The following is a 20,867-nucleotide window of genomic DNA, read 5'->3' on the forward strand; positions in this document are numbered from 1 at the left end:
GCAGTATTACTTGCACACCACGACGACGCTACGGCTCTTGAAGTTGCCTACGTCTTTGCCCAGGGTCTTGTCGCTCTCCTTGAGTGCCGGCGTACCTTCGGTGCCGACGATGCGGTAACCGGTGCCCGCACACGAAGCGTCAGCTTTTTCGTAGCAACTGGCCCATGAATTGGCCTCGCCCGAGCAGTCGATGGTCAGGCCTTGCTCGCCGTTTTTCAGGTAGGTGTCGGACGTGGTGGTGCAGCCGGTCATCAGCGCCAGGGCCGCAGTCAGTGCCAGAATCTTGTTCATGTGTTGGGTCGTCGTCGAGGGTGTAGGAGGGGCGCAGACACTGTCGTGGGGCGTTCGTAGCAAGATTATAGCGAACGGCCATCAAGGTACAGACAAACACAAAAAAGCCCCGTTGACCGGGGCTTTGTGCGCAAGCAATGACGCTTACTTTTTGTCCTTGGGGCGCTTGCTCGATGCGTGGCCGGCTTCGTCCACAAACACTTCAGCCACCGCAACGGCCATGCTTTCGCTCGCGAATACCCCGGCGACGCTGTCACCGTGGAAGTTGATCAGGTGCCAGCCGTCCGCACGCTGGGTGATCAGGTAGCCGTTTACGCCTTTTGGTTCTGACATCTATCAATCTCGTGGTCTGGTTCAAGCCAGTAATGATAGCGCCAATTGGCCCCGAGGCGCGCAAGTTGTTGCAGGTCAGTGCCCTGCCGCGAAAAGCGTGCTAAAACCATTGAGGCGCTCGTAAGCAAAGGGGCGATGGCTGGTTATGTCGCGCCCTGAGTGAATGCTCTTCGTAGGATCAGCGGAACTTACGCGCACATTTTTTCTCTATGTTGACATCGCAACGCCAGCAGGACCCATTGTAAGGTGACTGCGGCCTGATTAGACTGCGCCGAATTCCGTACGCACAGCCCTTTGTAAGGACTTATATGATCAAGAAATGCTTGTTCCCAGCAGCCGGTTACGGCACTCGCTTCTTGCCAGCGACCAAAGCCATGCCCAAAGAGATGCTGCCGGTGGTGAACAAGCCACTGATTCAGTACGGCGTCGAAGAGGCACTGGATGCCGGCTTGAACGAAATTTCCATTGTTACCGGCCGCGGTAAGCGCGCGCTGGAAGACCACTTCGATATCAGCTACGAGCTGGAAAACCAGATCAAGGGCACCGACAAGGAAAAATACCTAGTCGGCATCCGTAAACTGCTCGACGAGTGCTCGTTCTCCTACACCCGTCAAACCCAGATGAAAGGCCTTGGCCACGCCATCCTCACTGGCCGCCCGCTGATCGGTGACGAACCGTTCGCCGTGGTGCTGGCTGATGACCTGTGCGTCAACCTGGAAGGCGACGGCGTACTGACCCAGATGGTCAAGCTGTACCAGAAATACCGCTGCACCATCGTTGCGGTTCAAGAGGTCGACCCTCAGGAAACCAACAAGTACGGCGTGATCGCCGGCGACGACATTGGTGATGGCCTGATTCGCGTGCGTGACATGGTTGAAAAACCAGCGCCGGAAGATGCGCCGTCGAACCTGGCGATTATCGGTCGTTACATCCTGACGCCGGACATCTTCAAGCTGATCGAAGAAACCGAGCCAGGCAAAGGCGGCGAGATTCAAATCACTGACGCCCTGCTCAAGCAAGCCAAAGATGGCTGCGTGATCGCCTACAAATTCAAAGGCCGTCGCTTCGACTGTGGTGGCGCTGAAGGCTACATTGAGGCCACCAACTTCTGCTACGAGCACTTCTACAAGACCGGTAAGGCTTACTGATTCACGGTAGCCCGCCCAAAAAGCCACCTTCGGGTGGCTTTTTCGTTTTTCAGCCCCATGTAAGTCGGTATGCTGGTGCCCTGCCGAGGAGAGTGAAATGGCCTACGATTTTGATCTGTATGTAATTGGCGCCGGTTCCGGCGGTGTTCGCGCGGCGCGCTTTGCCGCAGGCTTTGGCGCTAAAGTGGCGGTAGCTGAAAGCCGTTACCTGGGCGGTACCTGCGTGAACGTTGGCTGCGTGCCGAAAAAACTGCTGGTGTACGGCGCGCATTTCGCCGAAGACTTTGAGCAGGCCAGCGGTTTCGGCTGGTCGTTGGGTGAAGCGAACTTTGACTGGGCGACCCTGATCGCCAACAAAGACCGTGAAATCAACCGCCTCAATGGCATCTACCGCAACCTGCTGGTTAACAGTGGCGTGACCCTGCACGAAGGGCATGCGCGTTTGGTTGATCCGCACCAGGTGGAGATCAATGGCGAGCGCTTTACGGCCAGGCACATCCTGATCGCGACGGGCGGCTGGCCGCAGATCCCGGAAATCCCGGGCCGTGAGCACGCCATAGGCTCCAACGAGGCGTTCTTCCTCAAAGAGCTGCCCAAGCGCGTGCTGGTAGTGGGCGGCGGCTACATCGCCGTCGAGTTTGCGGGCATCTTCCATGGCTTGGGCGCCCAGACAACCTTGCTGTATCGCGGCGACCTGTTTCTGCGCGGGTTTGACGGCGCAGTGCGCACGCACCTGAAGGAAGAGCTGACCAAGCGCGGCCTCGACCTGCAATTCAATGCCGATATCGAGCGCATCGACAAACAGGCTGACGGCAGCCTCAAGGCCACCCTCAAAGACGGCCGCGTGCTCGAAGCCGATTGCGTGTTCTACGCCACCGGCCGCCGCCCGATGCTCGACAACCTGGGGCTGGAAAACACCGGCGTCAAATTGGATGAGCGTGGCTTTGTCGAAGTCGACGACCTGTACCAGACCGCCGAAGCCTCGATCCTGGCCATTGGCGATGTGATCGGGCGCGTGCAATTGACGCCCGTCGCGCTGGCCGAAGGCATGGCGGTTGCTCGTCGCCTGTTCAAGCCCGAGCAATACCGTCCGGTCGATTACGCGATGATCCCGACCGCGGTGTTCAGTCTGCCGAATATCGGCACCGTGGGCCTGAGCGAAGAAGACGCGAAGCAAAACGGCCATAACGTGCAGATCTTCGAAAGCCGCTTCCGGCCGATGAAGCTGACGTTGACCGATTGCCAGGAAAAAACCTTGATGAAGCTGGTGGTCGACGCCGACACCGACAAAGTCCTGGGTTGCCACATGGTCGGGCCGGATGCGGGTGAGATCGTCCAGGGCCTGGCGATCGCGCTCAAGGCGGGCGCGACCAAGCAGCATTTCGATGAAACCATCGGCGTGCACCCTACGGCGGCGGAAGAGTTCGTCACAATGCGCACGCCTGTAGCGGGCTGATCAGGCGTCGGCGGTTGCCTCTGGCGGCGTTGCAACGACGGCCGCCAGGCGCAATGCCTCGATACTGGCCTGGGCCTTGATCAGGTCCAGTTCCAGGGTTTTGCTCACCTGCTGTTGCTCACTCAGCGCTGCCTGGCGCGCTTGACTTTCCTCTACCGCAACCCGCAAGCGCTCCTGAAGCAGGGTGCGTTCGCTTTCCATGCGGCCCAGCTGTTCGCTGAGTGTTTGCTGCTGCGCCTGTTCCTTGCGTGATTGCTCCTGCAGGGCGGTCAGTTCCTTGCTGGTCACGCGGTGCTCGATCAGTAGCCGCTCATTATCGCGATGCAGCTGGGTGATCTCATCCTGGCGCACCATGGCGCTTTGTTGCGCCTGGCGCAGCTCGGCCTGCACCTGCTGCAGCTGGCCTTCATGGCGCCGTTGCTCTTGCTCGCGTTGCTCCTTCACCGCATTGCGGTAGTGCTCAAGCGCGTCGCGGGCGTGCAAGTGTTTGTCTTCCAGCGAGCGAATCTGCTCGTCCTTGTCATTCATGCGCAACTCGTAATCGCTGCACGCCTGGCTTAGCCCCGCATTGCGAGTTTGTTCGGTTTGCAGGCTGGTGCTGGCGGTCTGCAAGGCGGCGCTTTCTTCGGCCAGTGCGGCGGCCTGGATATCCAATTGCTGCTTGAGCTGGCCGTGGGCTTCTTCAAGCGTTTGCACCTGGGCGAGCAGGGCGGCTTTTTGCTGCTCGAACTGCGCCAGTGCCGCGTCAATCGGCTCCTGGGCCTTGTCTTTAAGGCGTTGAGCCAGCCGTGCTACCAACTCGCCCAGTTCATCGTCGATGGGCGCCTGGGTGATGGTCAGCCGGGTTTCGCTGTCATCGAGTTCCTTCAAATAGCGATGAATCGTGGTTTTCGAGCCGGTATTGCCCATTTCGATGCGCACCGCGTCGATGCTCGGGTTTTCGCCACGGGCCAGGATCGCCAGGCGTGCCGTTTGAACCACTGCTTTGTTTATGCCGCCGCGCGCCATGAAGTCTCCGTCGATTTAGTACTGTGGTACATGGTATGTAGATACATACTTTATCACGAATAAAAACCTGTTTAAATTCATGATTTAACAGATGGGATATTGGCGTATTATCCCGTGTCAGAGCCGTTTTAACCGTTAATACACCCGCCAGCAGTACGAATAGGCCTTTCATGAGCGACCTGGACCGTTACCTCAACGCCGCCACCCGCGACAACACGCGGCGCAGCTATCGCGCAGCCATCGAGCATTTCGAAGTGAGTTGGGGCGGGTTCCTGCCAGCCACCAGCGACAGCGTGGCGCGCTACCTGGTGGCCCATGCCGGGGTGCTGGCGGTCAACACCTTGAAGCTGCGGCTCTCGGCGCTTGCGCAGTGGCACACCAGCCAGGGTTTCCCGGACCCGACCAAGGCGCCGGTGGTGCGCAAGGTGCTCAAGGGCATTCGGGCGGTGCACCCGGCACGGGAGAAGCAGGCCGAACCTTTGCAGCTCAAGCACCTTGAACAGGTGGTGGCATCACTTGAGGTTGAAGCCAGGCAGGCCATTGAAGCGCAGGATCAGCCGCGCTTGCTGCGCGCCAAGCGCGACACTGCGTTGATCCTGCTGGGCTTCTGGCGCGGCTTTCGCAGCGACGAGTTATGTCGCCTGAGCATCGAACACGTGCAAGCGGTGCCCGGCGCCGGCATCAGCCTGTACCTGCCGCGCAGCAAAAGTGACCGCGACAACCTCGGCAAAACCTACCAGACGCCGGCGTTGCTGCGCTTGTGCCCGGTGCAGGCCTACAGCGACTGGCTAAGCGCTTCGGCCCTGGTGCGGGGGCCAGTGTTTCGGGGGATTGATCGCTGGGGCAACCTGGGCGAGGAGGGGCTGCACCCCAACAGCGTGATCCCGCTGCTGCGCCAGGCTTTGGAGCGCGCGGGCATTCCGGCTGATCAATACACCAGCCACTCGCTGCGCCGCGGTTTCGCCACCTGGGCCCATCGCAGTGGCTGGGACATCAAGTCGCTGATGAGTTACGTCGGCTGGAGCGACATGAAATCCGCCATGCGCTATGTTGAAGCGACACCCTTTTTGGGCATGACCTTGGCGACTCCACCGCTGGTTTGAGATTTCTTCTATTAATACAGATACCTGATAGGGAAAACCAATCGTCAGCATCAGGTTTGCCAATGAGCCACCGACGGAAAGAGTGAGTAGGATTCATCTCATCAACTTTTCAACCACTGACGGAGAGTCACCGATGCCTATCATCAACAGCCAAGTAAAACCGTTCAAAGCGACCGCCTACAAAAACGGCAACTTCGTAGACGTGTCGGACGCTGACCTGAAAGGCAAATGGTCCGTAGTCTTCTTCTACCCAGCCGACTTCACCTTCGTTTGCCCAACCGAACTGGAAGACCTGGCTGACAACTACGCCGAATTCCAGAAACTGGGCGTCGAAATCTACAGCGTTTCCACCGATACCCACTTTGCCCACGCTGCCTGGCACAACACTTCGCCAGCCATCGGCAAAATTCAGTACACCATGATCGGCGACCCAACCCTGACCATCTCGCGCAACTTCGACGTACTGATCGAAGAAGCTGGCCTGGCAGACCGCGGCACCTTCGTGATCAACCCGGAAGGTCAGATCAAGATCGTTGAACTGAACGACGGCGGTGTTGGCCGTGACGCTTCCGAGCTGCTGCGCAAAATCAAGGCCGCTCAGTACGTCGCTGCTCACCCGGGCGAAGTCTGCCCAGCCAAGTGGAAAGAAGGCGAGGCTACTCTGGCTCCGTCCCTGGACCTGGTCGGCAAGATCTAAGTCTGTGAAACATCAAGGGCGGGTTGCCGCACCTTAAGTAAGCTGCACCGCCCTCAAAACGCCCGGGCGAGATTCGCTCGGGCGTTTTTTTGTCTGCAATAAACCGAATTAACAGGAAATCGCCCGCATGTTGGACGCCAATCTTAAAGCTCAGTTGAAGTCATACCTGGAACGGGTCACCCAGCCGATCGAGATCGTCGCCTCCCTCGACGACGGTGCGAAATCCCAGGAAATGCTTGCCCTGTTGCAGGACGTAACCAGCCTCACCACGCTGATTACCCTCAAAACCGATGGCAATGATGCGCGCAAGCCGTCGTTCTCCATCAACCGCCCGGGTGCCGATATCAGCCTGCGTTTTGCCGGCATCCCCATGGGCCATGAATTCACTTCGCTGGTGCTGGCCCTGCTGCAAGTCGGTGGCCACCCGTCGAAGGCCAGTGTCGAAGTGATTGAACAGATTCGTGCCTTGAAAGGCGAGTTCAGCTTCGAGACCTACTTCTCGCTGTCGTGCCAGAACTGCCCTGACGTGGTTCAGGCGCTGAACCTGATGGCCGTGCTTAACCCGAACATCCACCACGTCGCCATCGACGGCGCGCTGTTCCAGGCTGAGGTCGATGAACGCCAGGTCATGGCAGTGCCCAGCGTGTACCTCAATGGTGTGAACTTCGGCCAGGGCCGCATGGGCCTGGAAGAGATCCTCGCCAAGCTCGACACCAGCGGTATCGAAAAGGCCGCCGAGAAAATCAGCGCCAAAGAGGCCTTTGATGTGTTGGTGGTCGGTGGTGGCCCAGCCGGTTCTGCCGCAGCTATCTACGCCGCACGCAAAGGTATTCGCACCGGCGTGGCAGCTGAGCGTTTCGGCGGCCAGGTGCTGGACACTATGTCCATCGAGAACTTCATCTCCGTGCAGGAGACCGAAGGGCCGAAACTGGCCAGCGCCCTGGAGGCGCATGTGCGTCAGTACGACGTGGACATCATGAACCTGCAGCGTGCCAGCCGTCTGATCCCGGCAAAAAATGCCGGTGACTTGCACGAAATTCGCTTTGAAAGCGGTGCGACCCTCAAGTCCAAAACCGTGATTCTGGCCACCGGTGCCCGCTGGCGCGAGATGGGTGTGCCGGGCGAGCAGGAATACAAGGCCCGCGGCGTGTGCTTCTGCCCGCATTGCGACGGCCCGTTGTTCAAAGGCAAGCGTGTGGCAGTGATCGGCGGTGGTAACTCCGGCGTTGAAGCAGCCATTGACCTGGCCGGTATCGTCAGCCACGTGACCTTGCTCGAGTTCGACAGCAAGTTGCGCGCCGATGCCGTGTTGCAGCGCAAGCTCTACAGCCTGCCGAACGTGGACGTGATCACCAGCGCATTGACCAGTGAAGTCAAAGGCGATGGCCAGAAGGTCACTGGTCTGGCGTACAAGGATCGTGACAGCGGCGAGTTCAAGACCATCGACCTGGAAGGCATCTTTGTTCAGATCGGCTTGTTGCCCAACACCGACTGGCTCAAGGGCACGGTGGAATTGACCCCGCGCGGCGAGATCATCGTCGATGCGCGTGGCGAAACTTCACTGCCGGGCGTGTTTGCTGCCGGTGACGTGACGACCGTGCCGTACAAGCAGATCGTGATTGCGGTAGGCGAGGGCGCGAAGGCTTCGCTGAGTGCTTTTGATCACCTGATCCGTACCTCGGCACCCGCTTAAATCCGGCTGCGAAAATAAAAAACCCCATGAGTGATCATGGGGTTTTCTCGTTCCCACGTTCTACGTGGGAATGCATCCGGTGACGCTCCGCGTCACGCAGAACGCTTACAGCGGCGCCGGCTGAATAATCTCAACCCAGTAAGCATCCGGGTCTTTGATGAACGCCAGGCTTTTCATGCGGCCATCGCTCAGGCGCTTCTGGAAATCACAGCCCAAGGCTTCAAAACGCTCGCAAGCGGCGACAATATCCGGCACCGAAATGCAGATATGGCCAAAGCCACGCGGGTCAGTATTGCCGTTGTGGTAAGCAAAGTCGGCGTCGTTTTCGGTGCCGTGGTTGTGGGTCAGTTCGAGGATGCCAGGGATCGACTTCATCCACTGCGTGCGCGCGGCGGCGTCGGCTGGAATCTGGGCCTTGTCCACCAGGGCCAGAAAGTAGAGGCTGAATTCGGCTTCCGGGAAGTCGCGCTTTTCAACCAGGGAAAAGCCCAATACGCGGGTGTAGAAGTCCAGCGATTTGGTGATGTCCTTGACCCGCAGCATGGTGTGGTTGAACACGAAGTTCGACGTGGCGGTGTCAGGTTGGGCGGTGACGCCCGGGAAAGTGTTCAGATCGTGCAGGCTCATGGGCCCTCCAGAAAAAATGGGGCAAACGCGACTCGTGACTTGAGTGGTCCCTTGGCTTGCGGCCGGCATCCGTGCCGCACCGCCATGATACGCAAGCGTTGCCGGCCGAGCCAAATGAAAAAGGTTACTCAGCCCTTGCGAGCCAAGGGTGTCAGGCTCAAACTTCGACGCTTGAACCTTGGGTGTTTTCTTGATGATTGAATTTCGTAAGCCGTTGTTGAGCGCTGTATGCGTGTTGCTGGGCAGCCCCTTTGTGTTGGCGGCCGACCCGGAAGTTCATTGGCCCAGCGGCTGGCAAGTCGAGGAAGTAGTGCCCGACGACGAAGCGCCGGTAAAACCTCAGGCGGTGTCCCGCCAACGCGCAATCAAGAATGATGAAAACGGCAACACCTTGATGGTCATGGAGTTGACCGGTACACCGATTGAGGCGGGCCATAAAGTTAATCTTCAAGGCGTACTGCTGGAAATGCGCAAATCCATCCAGAAGGATTTTGCCGGCAGCGGTTATCAAAGCGTGTGCACCAAAATGCACACCAGCACATTGAGCCGTCTTGAAGCGCTGGAAACTACTTGCGTGATTACCGAGAACGGTCGGCACATATTGTCACAAACATTGGTCGGCGCAGTTGATAGCGATAAAGCCTATGTCTTTTCCTTCGCCGGTCAGGCCGAGGCCTATGAAGCCAGTAAGGCTGAAGTCAGTTCAGTGCGTGATAGCCTTAAACTTTGAACGGGTTATCTCACTCGTTTTTGAACAAAGTGAACACTTGATTAAGTTCGTTTTCGAAGCAAAAAAAAACCCCGCATCAGCGGGGTTTTTGCAGCGTCTTTTGATCAGCCGCGCAACCAGGAATCTACTGTGGCAGCGCCATACTGTTCTTTCCAGGCTTTCAGGCCGCGGTGGTTGCCGCCTTTGGTTTCGATCAGTTCGCCGGTGTGTGGGTTGTGGTAAACCTTGACCACACGTGCGCGGCGCTGTTTTGGTGCGGCGGCAGCAGCGCTGGCTTTGCCAGGGTTAGGATCAAGGATCGAGATGATGTCGCGCAGGCTTTTGCCGTAGTGCTTCATCAGCCCTTGCAGCTTTTCTTCGAATTCGATTTCTTTTTTCAGGCCGGCGTCGTTCTTCAAGGATTCCAGCTGAGCCAGCTGTTCTTGAAGGGCTTTTTCTGCTGCGCGAAATTCGGCGAGTCTGGACAAAATCTGTACTCCAATAGTGTAGTTGGCTGATATCAACTGCAGATAAAGCGTGTAAGCCAGGAGCTTTAAGGTAACTCAAAGAAAGAGGCCTTTCTGCGAGTTCAGCACAGGCAGGAAAAATTGTAGTAGTTAATGCCGCGCGAGTAAATCACGGCGTTACCTAAATAAGATTATTTCATCCAGCGCACTAGATGGCTATTCAATGGCTGCTCAGCGACTTAATGAATTCCTCACAGGGCAACGGCCGGCCGAACAGGTAGCCCTGCAGGAAATCCACACCTTGGGCCGCCAGGTATTCGCATTGCTCTGCTGTTTCCACGCCCTCGGCGACAATACCCAGGTCCAGCTTGCCGCTGAGTTCTATGATGCTGTCCAGAATATGCCGTGAGAGTGCATCGGCGCCAATCATGGCGACAAAACTTTGATCGATTTTCAAGTAGTCGACGTTGAAGTTGCGTAAGTAACCCAGGCTGGAGTGGCCGGTTCCGAAGTCATCAATCGCGATCATCACCCCCAGTTGATGCAAGGCGTCGAACAGGCGGGCGGTGGTGTCGGTAGGCTGAATCAGTTCACGTTCGGTCAACTCCAGTACCAGCGTCACCTGGCCGGGGGCGAACGCAGCGAGAAACTCCCGGCAGTCCTGCACCAGGTCGAGGTCCTGGCAGTGACTGGCGGTGATGTTCACGCCGATATGGAAGCCCGGGCTGAAGCGCCCGGCATGCGGGGCCAGTTGCGCAGCGGTCTGGCGTAGCAACGAGCGGGTCATCGGCACGATCAGGCCCGAATGTTCGGCCAACGGTATAAACAGGTCAGGGCGAACCAGGCCTTCCTTCGGGTGCCGCCAGCGCATCAATACTTCACAGCCGGCCCATTCGCGGGTGTCGCCACGCACCACTGGCTGGAAATACGGAATGAATTCATTGGCCCCCAATGCCCGCTGCAACTCATGGGTCGGCGCGGACGAGCGCTTTTGCAGCCAGTGCGCCAACACGCCCGCCAGCACACCAAAGAACACCAGCAGACTGAACAGCGCCGGGTAGCGCGCCTCCATGTACCGCCACACCTCACCGACAGGCATGCCGGCATCGACGCTGTACGGGTAACGCTCAGAGTTCAGGTGCTGATGGGCCACTGCAAACTGCGGCATTGCAGTGGTGTGCACCTTGCCGTCAGCGTCCAGCCAGTTGGCTCCCACTTGCAGGATCAGGTGTGCGTAGCGGCTGATCAGGCGCAAGGCGTTGGTCAGGTGATAGCCGTCAACCGAGGCAAACGCGGCTTTATCGCCATCGACCAGGCGGTAAACCAACAACGCGGTATCGGGCGTTACCGGGTTGCCGTTCATCAACCACAGCGTGCCCGCTACGTAATCGTCCGGGTTGACCGGTGACTGGTAGCTGCCGCCGAACAACGAGCTGCAATAGATGTTTTTTTGCCAGGACAAGGTCGTTGCCCGCACAAAGGGGCGCCGCGTGACCTGTTCGCGCAGTGCCAGTTGCGCGCCGTTGTCGCACGGTTGGCCGGCCAGCGGCAGCAATGCCTGGGCGGCGAGGGCGGTGTTGTCGAGCATTAAATCGAATTGGCGCACAGCCTCCAGCGCGGTTTGGGCGGTGCTTTGCTCAAGGGTGCGTTCGGCTTGCCAATGAAGAATCACAACCCCCAATAAAACGGGAACCAGGCCGCAGACACTGCTGATGAGCGCGCGTGCAGTTCGGCTTCGGGGGCCTTTGGCAGTGAGGGGCATAGAGGCAGCCAATAACAGAATAAAAAGACGGGTGTGTGCCGATGATAGTTGGCATTGCGCAGTGCCGCTCACTTGTTTGGCGCGAATTGACCTAGCCGTTCGGTCAGTTGTTGCGATTGTCTCAACTTGGCAAGATAAACATCGTTGCAAAAAGTAAGAGACTTCGGAGCACCGACCCTTCCAGCCTCTCTCTCAGCCGTTTCAGCCCACTTCTGGCGGGACGGTCGACCCTCGTCTTTCAATTGTTGAAATTCGTTTCGTAACCCGTTAACGCTACTTGATAAGGAATTACCTGCAATGAACAACATCCGATTGGCCGCTGCTTTCCTGGCTGCTACCGGCGTCGCCGCGCTGCCTGCTTTTGCCGCAGACGGTACCATCAGCCTGACCGGTGAAATCACCGGCACCACCTGCAGTATCAGTGGCGGGGCAGGCTCCGCGCCTGGCGCCAGCCCGAACTTCGCCGTTGTGCTCAACAAGGTCCAGGCCAGCGCGCTCAAGGCAAAAGGCCAGACGGCCGGCACCACCCCATTTGTTGTGCGTGTGGGTGCGTGCCCCAAGGATACGACGGTGGCGGTGTTGTTCGAGAGCAGCAGCCCGGCGATCAACCCGGCTACCGGCAACTTGAAGAATCAAGCGCCGGCCAAACCAGTGCCTGCCAGCCTGGTTGAGGTGCAGATTGTCGACGGCACTACCCAAAAGCCTATGGACCTGCGCCTGGCACTCAATTCGAGCAGCGCAAAAGTCCCCGACAACGGTGAGGTGTCGCTGCCGTTCGCCGCGCAGTACTTCGCCACCGGCGCCGCAACCCCAGGCCCGGTAAGTACGCAGGTGCTGTATTCCGTCACGTTTCCCTGATCAAGGCCCGGAGCCTGGCGGTCCGCCAGGCACTGGACAGCGCCTTGGAGGACCGCCCCATGCTTGCCCGACTCATGTTCGCAATTGCCTTGCTGCTCGCCATTTCGATGGTTAGCGGATGGCCATCCGTTGCCCATGCCGGTGTAGTGATCGATGGCACGCGGCACATTTACCCGCAACAGCGTCGCGAAATCACCTTGCGCCTGACCAACGACGACGAACGGGCTCCGCGCCTGGTCCAGGTATGGCTGGATCAGGGTGACCCGGCGTCAGACCCTTCTAACAGCGAGGTGCCTTTCAGCCTTTCGCCGCCGGTGTTTCGCCTGAACCCGCAGAAAAGTCAGGCCGTGCGCCTGGTCTACACCCAAGAGCCACTGCCGGCTGATCGGGAATCGTTGTTTTGGCTGAATGCGCTGGAGATCCCGCCCAAGGTCAACACCGAGGCCGATGCAGAGGTTGGCCCGGCGAATCACCTGCAATTCGCCTTTCGTATCCGTACCAAAGTGTTTTTTCGCCCCGCCGATCTGCCTGGCAGCCCGAACGAAGCGCACACGCAATTACGCTGGTCCTTGCGCCGCAGTACCCAGGGGGCGCTGCTGGATGTGCACAACCCATCGGCCTATCACGTGACATTCAACGAGGTGGCGTTGGCCATGGGCCCGCAGCAAGACGCGCCGCTGCTGCCGGCGGAAGAGGGCATGGTGCCGCCAGGCGGCAACCTGACCCTGAGGGTGCACAAGGCCGTGCAGCCCATCCCTGCGGATGCCCGGGTGCATTTCAAATATATCAATGACTACGGCACGTTTTCCGCGCCGCAGCGTGCTCCTCTGAAGTTCTGACTATGCCTGCCTTGTTGCCATTCACGTTTTGCCAAGGCGCTGCCTGGCTGTTTTCCCACCCTCGGCTGGTGCTGTTGTTCGGCCTGCTGAGCACGCTCGTGTTATCGGCCGAGGCTGCCCCGTTGTTGTTTGACCTGGAGGCCTTTACCAGCGGTGTGTCCAGCCCGGCGGATCTCTCACGCTTCAATACCAGCAATGTGTTGACGCCAGGGGTTTATCGCGTTGACGTGATACTCAACGGGCAATCGCTGGGCCGTCGCCCGATCACCTTCGTGAACCTGGACAAACAGGACGCTGCGCAACCCTGTGTGAGCGCGCAACAACTGGCCGAACTCGGAGTAGTACTGCGCAAGTTCGAGGCAGGCGCCGAGGAGGATTGTCGCGATTTCGCCGCATGGATGCCCATGGCCAGCAGCCATGTCGATGTCGAGTCCCTGACCCTGGATGTCAGCATCCCGCAGGTCTACATCAATGGCTCCGCACGCGACTACATTGACCCCGCCCAATGGGACGCGGGCGTTGATGCCGCACTGCTCAATTACACCTACAGCGCCGCTGCGGTGACATCAGGTGCGGGTGAAGACCGCAGTTATCTTGGCCTGGACGGCGGGGTCAACCTGGGTGACTGGCGGTTGCGCCACCAGGGCGGGCAAGCCTGGGCTTCGCGAAGCAGCCACTTGCCTTATCAAGCCACGGCCACCTACTTGCAACGCGCCGTTTCAGCCTGGCAGTCGCAACTGACCGTAGGTGACAGTTTCAGCAGCGGTCAGATCCTTGATGGCGTGCGCGTGCGTGGCGTTACGCTGGCCACGGATAACCGTATGCTTGCGCCGTCGCAACAAGGCTATGCGCCTCAGGTGCGCGGCGTTGCCGACAGCAATGCCACGGTGACGGTGCGCCAGAACGGCTACACCCTTTACGAAACCACTGTGGCGCCTGGGCCTTTTGTGATCGATGATCTCTACCCCACGGGCTACGGAGGCGACCTCGACGTCAGTGTCACCGAGGTAGACGGGCGACGCAGCACCTTTGTCGTGCCTTATTCGGTGGCCCCGCAACTGTTGCGTTACCGCGCCACACACTACAGCGCAACGGTGGGGCAGGTGCAGCAGCATGGTGTGAGTGATGCCAACGCTTCAGTGTTTCAAGGCACGCTGCAACATGGGCTAGTCGATAACCTCACCGTTTATGGCGGCGCCACGCTTTCCCAGGGCTATAGCCAAGGCAAGGCGGGCCTGGCGATGAGTACGCCTGTTGGTGCAATCGCCTTGGACACTACCCACTCGCGCACACAGGTGCAGGGGCAAGCCCTGGCCCACGGACAAAGCCTTGGCCTGGCCTACAACAAGAATGTGCCGTTTTCGGGAACGCATTTTGCACTCGGCGCCTATCGCTTCTCGACCGATGGCTACCTGAACCTGCCGGACGCATTGAATGTGCGCGACCTGGGCCGTCATGGTGGGAACCTGGACAGCTATGTCCGGCAAAAGAGCCGCCTGGACCTGACGATCAGCCAGCAGCTGGGGGAGGGCACCCTGAGTTTGTATGGCAGCTCCACTGACTACTGGGCCGGGCAGCAAGGGCGCCAGACGTCGTTCACCGCCAGTTATGGGGCCAGTTGGAAGTCGCTGAGTTGGAACCTCTCGGCGCAGCGTTCGAGAGTCAGCGAGCTGTATCGGGCGAGCGACCGCGAACGCGGTGAGGATATTTTCTTCGGCCGCTCGACGCGAACCGAACGCGTTGAGAATCACTGGGTGCTGAGCCTCTCCATGCCATTGGGCGAGGGCACGCGCGCACCGACCCTGAGCAGTTCACTGTCGCGGGATGCAGGTGAGTCGCGCGGCAGTCAGCAACAAGTCGGCATCAATGGTTTGTTGGGGGATACGGCGCACACCCATTACGGGTTGGTCGGCAGTCGCGGCACCGGCGATCACGGCGGCTCAAGCTTCAACGCTTACGCGGGCTATCGCAGTAACGCAGCCAACCTGCGCGGCGGTTATGGCCAGCGCCAGGGCAATGCGCAAGTGTCCATGAGCGTCGACGGCGGCCTGATCGCCCACAGCGGTGGCGTCACCCTGGCGCAAAACCTCGGTGAAGCTTCGGCGCTGGTGTATGCGCCGGATGCCCAGGGAGCGCAGCTCGGCGGTTCCGGGGTGCGTATCGACAAGCAGGGTTACGGGGTCATGCCTTCTTTGCGGGCGTACCAGTCCAACGCCGTGGACATCGACCCGCAAGGCATGCCCATGGACGTGGAATTAAAGGAGTCGAACCGTTCCGTGGTACCGACCCTGGGCGCAATATCGCTGGTCAAATTCGAGACCGTCAGCGGCCGGGCGGTAGTGATCAAAGCCACCCACCCGAACGGCAGACCCCTGCCGTTCGCAGCCCAGGTATTTGACGAGCAGGGCAACGAAGTCGGGGTGGTTGGCCAGGCGGGCAAGGCTTTTGTACGCGGGGTTGCCGACCACGGCAGGCTGACCGTGCAGTGGGCTGAGGCGGCGGGCGAGCGGTGTTTCATTCGTTACCATCTACCTGCCCGTGAACCCGGTCGCCGCCAAGAAAATACAGATCAATTGGTCAGCCAGTGTCGCTACGAGGAGAGCACCTGATGAATCACACGATGAACGGTGCTCAACGCTTCACGATCAGGTTTTCCGGCGTCGTCGCACTGCTGAGCGGCTGGGCTTTCGCAATGCCTGCCCAAGCGCACTTTGGTAATGCTGGCGATTGTTCGCCCCAGGCAAACCTGAATGTCTCGATTGCGCCCATCACCTTGCAGGGCAACGTACAGATCGGGCAGGTCCTGGGCGCGGCAAACGGCTATGACTTCGACAGCCGCAATGCTTATGTGATGCGCTGTCAATACAAGGATTGGCCTATCGAGCAACCCGTGACAGCGAACATAAGCATAGTCAATTCGCCGGCTACGGGGATCACGTTCAGTGCGTCCGGCCTCTCGATGCCGGTCTACGCCACCAACCTGCCCGGAGTGGGATTCGCGGTGATGGCCAGGGATCCCGGCCAGCCTTTTCACCCACTCCATCACGGCACCACCGCGTTATTAACCGTCAAACACAACAAGCCCAATGGGTGGGGGCTCCAGGGGCGGATCTACCTGGTGGCTACCGGCCCTGTCTCGGCCGGCACGATCACTGCGCGCACGTTTGCCAACTACACGCTGACCAATGTCACGACCTCAGGCCCGGGCTACGCTTCGGTAAGCCTGAGCAACGCGGTCATAGCGCCGCCGCTGCGGCCTACCTGCCATGTTTCGACACCCTCGGTTGTCATGCCGATGGGGCCTGTGGCCAGCCGTGATTTCAGGGGTGTAGGCAGCTACGCTGCAAGCGTGAGCCATAACATCAGGCTGGACTGTGCCGGGGGAACCGGTGGCAGCCTGGATATCTGGGTCACGGTGACCGACCAGACTAACCCCGCAAATCGCGGCAATCAGTTGTCGCTGACGCGCACTTCGACAGCCAAGGGGGTGGCAATACAGCTGTTGAGTGGCCCCTCAGTGCTCAACTATGGCGCCGATTCTTCGGCCGTCGGCAACCTGAACCAATGGCGGGTGACAAGTACGAGCAACGGCACCATCACGATCCCCTTGACTGCTCGTTATGTGCAAACCGAAAAAATGATCCGACCCGGTACGGCCAACGGGTTGGCTTCGTTCACCATGAGTTATCGGTGAGTGCCGGTGTGTTGCAGCCCTTGCGCGAGTGTGAGGAACGCAAGGGCAGCAGGTGAGGCCTGGCGCCGGTCCAACACCGCCAGGCCGACCCAGCGCGGCACCGGCGGTGATAATGGCCGTGCCACATAACGACTGTCGACACGTTCGGGCAACGATGCCTGCGCCACGATGCTCAGCCCGTCGCCACGGCTGACGGCTTCCAGCGTACTGAGCAATTGGGCACAGCGATACCGCACGTTGGGCCGCAAACGCGCGTCGCTGAACAAGCGCATCACCAACTCCGATGAGCCGGCTTCGGTGAGAATGAACGGATCGTCACACAGCGCTTGCAAAGGTACTGATGTGCTGGCAACCAGCGCATGGGTGGCCGGCAACAACACGACAAGCTGATCCTCGAACAACGCCACGGTGTCGAAACGCTCACTGTCTGTTGGCGTGTCGGCGAGCACCACAAAACCCACGTCGACACGCCGCTCGTCCAGCCACTGGATGACTTGCCGGTCTGGCCCCTCGTCCACATGCACTTCAATGCCCGGGTAGGCCTGCCGAAAATGGCTGAGGATTGTCGGCAACAAGCGCACCGACGCAGTGGGGCCGAAGGAGCCGATGCGCAAGGTGCCGCGCTTCATGCCACGGGCGTCGGCGGCTTCCTGCTGTAAGGTCGCGGCCAGGCCGAGCATGGCACGGGCGCGCCCGAGTAATTGCGCGCCGATATCGCTCAGCTCCACCAACGTCTGGTGGCGCCGAAACAATTCCACGCCCAGCTCCTGCTCCAAGGCCTTGACCGCATGGGACACCGCCGACTGGCTGATACCCAGGCGGTGAGCCGCACTGGTGAAACCTTGTAGCTCGGCCACCAGTGAAAAAATTTCCAGTTGGGTCAAGGTCATGAGTAAAGGCTCATTTTACGATTACTGAACATTAGTCGAAGAATATGCCAACCCTGCCACCTGTCGAGCAACTGCCAATGCATCATTCGTCTGATCGCCTCACCTACCTGAAGCTCGCCGCTGTGACCATGATCTGGGGTGGCACCTTTGTCGCCGGACGCTACCTGGCCCATCAAGTAGACCCGCTGCTGGCCGCCAGCCTGCGGTTTATCCTGGCCAGCCTGGCGCTGCTGCTGTTTATGCTGTGTGCACGCATCCCGCTGGCGCGGCCACGTCCCCGGCAACTGCTACGTCTGGCAGTGCTGGGTTTTTTCGGGATCTTTTTCTACAACCTGTGTTTTTTCTACGGCCTGCAGTACATCAATGCCTCGCGCGCTTCGTTGATCGTGGCGTTGAATCCGGCCGTGATCGGCCTGGCTTCCTGGTGGTTGTTCAAAGAGCGCCTCGGCGCTGCCAAGGTGCTGGGCATGGCGTTGTGCCTGGCCGGCGCTGCGGCGGTGATCGTCAGTCGTAACCCGCAACTGCTGCAAGGTGTATCGAATACCTGGCAGGGCGACGTGCTGGTGTTTGGCTGTGTGCTGGGGTGGGGGATTTACTCGTTGTTTTCCCGCGCGTTGAATCAAAGCCTGGGGCCGTTGCAAACCGTCACGTGGTCAGTATTGCTCGGCACCCTGATGCTGACACTGGCCACCGCGCTCACCGGGCGTTTCACCGTACAAGGGGTCGTCAGCCTGCACTGGCCGCAGGTTGTGAGCCTGTTGTATTTGGGTGTGCTCGGCTCCGCGCTGGCGTACATCGGCTATTACGATGGCATACGGCGTATCGGCGCGACCCGCGCGGGCGTGTTCATCGCGCTTAACCCGCTGACGGCGGTGATCTGCGGCGCGCTGCTGCTCGGCGAACAACTGACGTTACCCATGGCGCTGGGTGGCGCGGTGATCCTGTTGGGCATCTATCTGTGCAACAAACCCCTTGCGCAGCCCAGGGCAATAGGGATTTGATGAGAGTGCGGACAAATACTGTTACGCTGTGTAGAATCGATTTACGCATACAAGAATATGGACTTGCGCTCACGCAAGCCTCGGCCGTCAGAGACTGATGTAATCATGAAGCTACTCGGCTCCCCCCTGATCTTTGGTGACTTCCTCGCCCGCAGCGTGCGGGGTCTCTCGTGCGCGCCACCCTGCAACCTCATCCTTGCCTGTAATTGACTGCTTGCTACTTACAAGAATGATGAGGTGCCGAAATGGCCGACCAATACGAAAACCCGATGGGCCTGATGGGCTTTGAATTTATTGAGTTCGCATCGCCGACTCCAGGCACCCTGGAGCCGATCTTCGAGATCATGGGCTTCACCAAAGTCGCGACCCACCGCTCCAAGAATGTGCACCTGTATCGCCAGGGCGAGATCAATCTGATCCTCAATAACCAGCCCGACAGCCTGGCGTCGTACTTTGCCGCCGAACACGGCCCGTCGGTGTGTGGCATGGCGTTCCGCGTCAAAGACTCGCAGCAAGCCTACAACCGCGCACTGGAACTGGGCGCCCAGCCGATTCATATCGAAACCGGCCCGATGGAGCTCAACCTGCCGGCCATCAAGGGCATCGGCGGTGCGCCGCTGTACCTGATCGACCGTTTCGGTGAAGGCAGCTCGATTTATGACATCGATTTTGTGTACCTCGAAGGTGTCGACCGCAATCCGGTAGGAGCAGGCCTCAAGGTCATCGACCACCTGACCCACAACGTGTATCGCGGCCGCATGGTCTACTGGGCCAACTTCTACGAGAAACTGTTCAACTTCCGTGAAGCACGCTACTTCGATATCAAGGGTGAATACACCGGCCTCACGTCCAAGGCCATGAGCGCCCCGGACGGCATGATCCGCATCCCGCTGAACGAGGAATCGTCCAAAGGCGCCGGCCAGATCGAAGAGTTCCTGATGCAGTTCAACGGCGAGGGCATCCAGCACGTGGCGTTCCTCACCGAAGACCTGGTCAAGACCTGGGATGCGCTGAAGAAGATCGGCATGCGCTTCATGACTGCGCCGCCGGACACCTACTACGAAATGCTCGAAGGCCGCCTGCCAAACCACGGCGAGCCGGTGGACCAACTGCAGGCGCGCGGTATTCTGCTGGACGGCTCCTCGATCGAGGGCGACAAACGTCTGCTGCTACAGATTTTCTCGGAAACCCTGATGGGGCCGGTGTTCTTCGAATTCATCCAGCGCAAAGGCGACGATGGGTTTGGCGAGGGCAACTTCAAGGCACTGTTCGAGTCGATCGAGCGTGACCAGGTGCGTCGTGGTGTACTGACCACCGACTAAGCACAAAAAAGCCCGGCCGAGGTTAACCCCCGGCCGGGCTTTTTATTGCCTGCGCATCAGGCTTTGCGCTGACGCAGCAGATGCTTGAAACCTTCATACACCAGCACCATCACCGCCAGCCAGATCGGGATATACGTCAGCCACTGGCCGCCCTTGATGCCTTCGCCCAGCAACAAGGCCACGAACAGTAGCAACACAGGCTCCACATAGCTGAGCAAGCCGAACAGGCTGAAGGCCAATAAGCGGCTGGCGATGATGTAGCTCACCAGCGCCGAGGCACTGATCAAGCCCAGCATTGGAATCAACGCATAGAGCTTGGGGTGCAGCTCGAGCACGGCAAAACCTTGTTCGCCATGCTGCACAAACCACCAGGCCACCGGCAGCATCAGCGCCATGTCCAGCCACAAGCCGCCCAGGTGATCGGTGCTCAGGTATTTGCGTACCACGAAGTAGATCGGGTACCCAATGATTACCACCAGCGTGGCCCAGGAAAAACCACCGGCCTGGTACAACTCATTAAGCACCCCGAGCGCGGCAAAAAATACCGCGATCTGCTGCAAGCGCGACAAGCGTTCGCCGTAGACCAGGCGCCCGGTCAGCACCATGGTCAGTGGCAGCAGGAAATACCCCACCGACACATCCAGGCTGCGCCCGTTCAACGGTGCCCACATAAACAGCCATAACTGTACGCCCAGCAGGGCGGACGACAGCACCACGCCACCGATCAGCCGCGGCTTAGCCGCCAGCATTCGCAGCAACTCCCACACGCGCCGCCATTCACCGCTGACGATCATGAACACCGTCATGCACGGCACGGTCAGCAGCATGCGCCAACCAAAAATCTCCAGGCCGCTCAAGGGCGTGAGCAGCGAGGTGAAGTAATACATCACGGCAAACAACACCGAGGCCAAGACCGATAAAACAACACCTTTAGACACACTGTCCTCGCGAAAGCTGATTTTTACAGAA

The 20,867-nt window shown here is 59.3% G+C and carries 20 protein-coding genes; 12 read left to right on the top strand and 8 right to left on the bottom strand.

What is annotated here, in order from left to right; genetic code table 11:
* Nucleotides 1–6 precede the first annotated feature (6 nt).
* Together ACQY47_RS28995 and ACQY47_RS29000 are read right to left on the bottom strand one after the other, a co-directional pair.
* A complete protein-coding gene (locus tag ACQY47_RS28995) occupies nucleotides 7–291 on the bottom strand; it encodes a hypothetical protein (RefSeq protein WP_017135492.1) in 285 nt (94 codons plus the stop codon).
* A 144-nt stretch (nucleotides 292–435) separates the two neighbouring features.
* Entirely contained in the window at nucleotides 436–624 is a 189-nt protein-coding gene (locus tag ACQY47_RS29000; RefSeq protein WP_428554152.1) for a hypothetical protein, read from the bottom strand.
* 308 nt (nucleotides 625–932) lie between these two features.
* Here ACQY47_RS29000 and galU point away from each other — a divergent pair, with 308 nt between their 5' ends.
* Complete coding sequence (gene galU, locus ACQY47_RS29005; RefSeq protein ID WP_003212579.1) at nucleotides 933–1,772, top strand: UTP--glucose-1-phosphate uridylyltransferase GalU; 840 nt, start codon at nucleotides 933–935, stop codon at nucleotides 1,770–1,772.
* Between the two features lie 97 nt (nucleotides 1,773–1,869).
* Nucleotides 1,870–3,228, top strand: a complete 1,359-nt coding sequence (gorA, locus tag ACQY47_RS29010) for a glutathione-disulfide reductase (RefSeq protein ID WP_428554157.1) — start codon at nucleotides 1,870–1,872, stop codon at nucleotides 3,226–3,228.
* Here gorA and ACQY47_RS29015 read toward each other — a convergent pair whose 3' ends face one another.
* Complete coding sequence (locus ACQY47_RS29015; protein WP_099549864.1) at nucleotides 3,229–4,236, bottom strand: DNA-binding protein; 1,008 nt, start codon at nucleotides 4,234–4,236, stop codon at nucleotides 3,229–3,231. It abuts the gene before it with no gap.
* Between the two features lie 170 nt (nucleotides 4,237–4,406).
* Here ACQY47_RS29015 and ACQY47_RS29020 point away from each other — a divergent pair, with 170 nt between their 5' ends.
* The 3 genes from ACQY47_RS29020 to ahpF all read left to right on the top strand — a co-directional run bounded on the left by ACQY47_RS29020 (nucleotide 4,407) and on the right by ahpF (nucleotide 7,729).
* A complete protein-coding gene (locus ACQY47_RS29020; RefSeq protein WP_428554160.1) occupies nucleotides 4,407–5,339 on the top strand; it encodes a site-specific integrase in 933 nt (310 codons plus the stop codon).
* Between the two features lie 133 nt (nucleotides 5,340–5,472).
* Entirely contained in the window at nucleotides 5,473–6,036 is a 564-nt protein-coding gene (gene ahpC, locus ACQY47_RS29025) for an alkyl hydroperoxide reductase subunit C (protein WP_010210361.1), read from the top strand.
* Between the two features lie 127 nt (nucleotides 6,037–6,163).
* Entirely contained in the window at nucleotides 6,164–7,729 is a 1,566-nt protein-coding gene (gene ahpF, locus ACQY47_RS29030; protein ID WP_099549863.1) for an alkyl hydroperoxide reductase subunit F, read from the top strand.
* 105 nt (nucleotides 7,730–7,834) lie between these two features.
* Here the strand turns inward: ahpF and gloA are convergent, their stop codons facing one another.
* Entirely contained in the window at nucleotides 7,835–8,356 is a 522-nt protein-coding gene (gloA, locus tag ACQY47_RS29035) for a lactoylglutathione lyase (RefSeq protein WP_017135498.1), read from the bottom strand.
* Nucleotides 8,357–8,549: 193 nt separating this feature from the next.
* Between gloA and ACQY47_RS29040 the strand changes: the two genes are divergently transcribed.
* Nucleotides 8,550–9,086, top strand: coding sequence for a DUF4946 domain-containing protein (locus tag ACQY47_RS29040; protein ID WP_428557402.1), 537 nt, complete (start codon nucleotides 8,550–8,552; stop codon nucleotides 9,084–9,086).
* Nucleotides 9,087–9,190: 104 nt separating this feature from the next.
* On the opposite strand, the gene ACQY47_RS29045 is transcribed toward ACQY47_RS29040, so the two are convergent.
* The gene (locus ACQY47_RS29045) at nucleotides 9,191–9,553 is read right to left on the bottom strand and encodes a histone-like nucleoid-structuring protein, MvaT/MvaU family (protein WP_017135500.1); all 363 of its coding nucleotides are present in this window, start codon (nucleotides 9,551–9,553) and stop codon (nucleotides 9,191–9,193) included.
* A 199-nt stretch (nucleotides 9,554–9,752) separates the two neighbouring features.
* Nucleotides 9,753–11,294, bottom strand: coding sequence for an EAL domain-containing protein (locus tag ACQY47_RS29050; RefSeq protein WP_428554166.1), 1,542 nt, complete (start codon nucleotides 11,292–11,294; stop codon nucleotides 9,753–9,755).
* Between the two features lie 297 nt (nucleotides 11,295–11,591).
* Here ACQY47_RS29050 and ACQY47_RS29055 point away from each other — a divergent pair, with 297 nt between their 5' ends.
* Genes ACQY47_RS29055 through ACQY47_RS29070 form a run of 4 tightly spaced genes read left to right on the top strand, consistent with a single transcriptional unit; the run spans nucleotide 11,592 to nucleotide 16,685 of the window.
* Entirely contained in the window at nucleotides 11,592–12,152 is a 561-nt protein-coding gene (locus ACQY47_RS29055; RefSeq protein WP_099549862.1) for a fimbrial protein, read from the top strand.
* A 59-nt stretch (nucleotides 12,153–12,211) separates the two neighbouring features.
* Complete coding sequence (locus ACQY47_RS29060; RefSeq protein WP_428554170.1) at nucleotides 12,212–12,991, top strand: fimbrial biogenesis chaperone; 780 nt, start codon at nucleotides 12,212–12,214, stop codon at nucleotides 12,989–12,991.
* Between the two features lie 2 nt (nucleotides 12,992–12,993).
* On the top strand, nucleotides 12,994–15,600 hold the full coding sequence (locus ACQY47_RS29065; RefSeq protein ID WP_428554173.1) for a fimbria/pilus outer membrane usher protein: 2,607 nt from the start codon (nucleotides 12,994–12,996) through the stop codon (nucleotides 15,598–15,600).
* On the top strand, nucleotides 15,600–16,685 hold the full coding sequence (locus ACQY47_RS29070; protein ID WP_428554176.1) for a fimbrial protein: 1,086 nt from the start codon (nucleotides 15,600–15,602) through the stop codon (nucleotides 16,683–16,685). The genes ACQY47_RS29065 and ACQY47_RS29070 overlap by 1 nt, the downstream gene beginning before the upstream one ends.
* On the opposite strand, the gene ACQY47_RS29075 is transcribed toward ACQY47_RS29070, so the two are convergent.
* Nucleotides 16,676–17,575 carry a LysR family transcriptional regulator gene (locus ACQY47_RS29075; protein WP_428554179.1) on the bottom strand — a complete coding sequence of 300 codons (900 nt, stop codon included), beginning with the start codon at nucleotides 17,573–17,575 and terminating at the stop codon, nucleotides 16,676–16,678. The two genes, ACQY47_RS29070 and ACQY47_RS29075, sit on opposite strands and share 10 nt — an antisense overlap.
* A 77-nt stretch (nucleotides 17,576–17,652) precedes the next feature.
* Here ACQY47_RS29075 and ACQY47_RS29080 point away from each other — a divergent pair, with 77 nt between their 5' ends.
* A complete protein-coding gene (locus ACQY47_RS29080; protein ID WP_236461604.1) occupies nucleotides 17,653–18,576 on the top strand; it encodes a DMT family transporter in 924 nt (307 codons plus the stop codon).
* Nucleotides 18,577–18,821: 245 nt separating this feature from the next.
* Nucleotides 18,822–19,898, top strand: coding sequence for a 4-hydroxyphenylpyruvate dioxygenase (hppD, locus tag ACQY47_RS29085; RefSeq protein ID WP_017135508.1), 1,077 nt, complete (start codon nucleotides 18,822–18,824; stop codon nucleotides 19,896–19,898).
* Nucleotides 19,899–19,954: 56 nt separating this feature from the next.
* Here hppD and rarD read toward each other — a convergent pair whose 3' ends face one another.
* Nucleotides 19,955–20,836, bottom strand: coding sequence for an EamA family transporter RarD (rarD, locus tag ACQY47_RS29090; protein WP_428554184.1), 882 nt, complete (start codon nucleotides 20,834–20,836; stop codon nucleotides 19,955–19,957).
* Nucleotides 20,837–20,867 lie beyond the last annotated feature (31 nt).

The sequence above is a fragment of the Pseudomonas edaphica genome, from assembly GCF_965277385.1.
Lineage (GTDB): Bacteria > Pseudomonadota > Gammaproteobacteria > Pseudomonadales > Pseudomonadaceae > Aquipseudomonas > Aquipseudomonas edaphica.

Coding starts and splice junctions, on each gene's coding strand:
- ACQY47_RS29070 (WP_428554176.1), top strand. CDS start 15,600: ATGAATCACACGATGAACGGTGCTCAACGCTTCACGATCAGGTTTTCC.
- ACQY47_RS29060 (WP_428554170.1), top strand. CDS start 12,212: ATGCTTGCCCGACTCATGTTCGCAATTGCCTTGCTGCTCGCCATTTCG.
- ahpF (WP_099549863.1), top strand. CDS start 6,164: ATGTTGGACGCCAATCTTAAAGCTCAGTTGAAGTCATACCTGGAACGG.
- gloA (WP_017135498.1), bottom strand. CDS start 8,356: ATGAGCCTGCACGATCTGAACACTTTCCCGGGCGTCACCGCCCAACCT.
- ACQY47_RS29065 (WP_428554173.1), top strand. CDS start 12,994: ATGCCTGCCTTGTTGCCATTCACGTTTTGCCAAGGCGCTGCCTGGCTG.
- ACQY47_RS29055 (WP_099549862.1), top strand. CDS start 11,592: ATGAACAACATCCGATTGGCCGCTGCTTTCCTGGCTGCTACCGGCGTC.
- ACQY47_RS29020 (WP_428554160.1), top strand. CDS start 4,407: ATGAGCGACCTGGACCGTTACCTCAACGCCGCCACCCGCGACAACACG.
- galU (WP_003212579.1), top strand. CDS start 933: ATGATCAAGAAATGCTTGTTCCCAGCAGCCGGTTACGGCACTCGCTTC.
- ACQY47_RS29000 (WP_428554152.1), bottom strand. CDS start 624: ATGTCAGAACCAAAAGGCGTAAACGGCTACCTGATCACCCAGCGTGCG.
- ACQY47_RS28995 (WP_017135492.1), bottom strand. CDS start 291: ATGAACAAGATTCTGGCACTGACTGCGGCCCTGGCGCTGATGACCGGC.
- ACQY47_RS29015 (WP_099549864.1), bottom strand. CDS start 4,236: ATGGCGCGCGGCGGCATAAACAAAGCAGTGGTTCAAACGGCACGCCTG.
- ACQY47_RS29080 (WP_236461604.1), top strand. CDS start 17,653: ATGCATCATTCGTCTGATCGCCTCACCTACCTGAAGCTCGCCGCTGTG.
- gorA (WP_428554157.1), top strand. CDS start 1,870: ATGGCCTACGATTTTGATCTGTATGTAATTGGCGCCGGTTCCGGCGGT.
- ACQY47_RS29040 (WP_428557402.1), top strand. CDS start 8,550: ATGATTGAATTTCGTAAGCCGTTGTTGAGCGCTGTATGCGTGTTGCTG.
- hppD (WP_017135508.1), top strand. CDS start 18,822: ATGGCCGACCAATACGAAAACCCGATGGGCCTGATGGGCTTTGAATTT.
- ACQY47_RS29050 (WP_428554166.1), bottom strand. CDS start 11,294: ATGCCCCTCACTGCCAAAGGCCCCCGAAGCCGAACTGCACGCGCGCTC.
- ahpC (WP_010210361.1), top strand. CDS start 5,473: ATGCCTATCATCAACAGCCAAGTAAAACCGTTCAAAGCGACCGCCTAC.
- ACQY47_RS29075 (WP_428554179.1), bottom strand. CDS start 17,575: ATGACCTTGACCCAACTGGAAATTTTTTCACTGGTGGCCGAGCTACAA.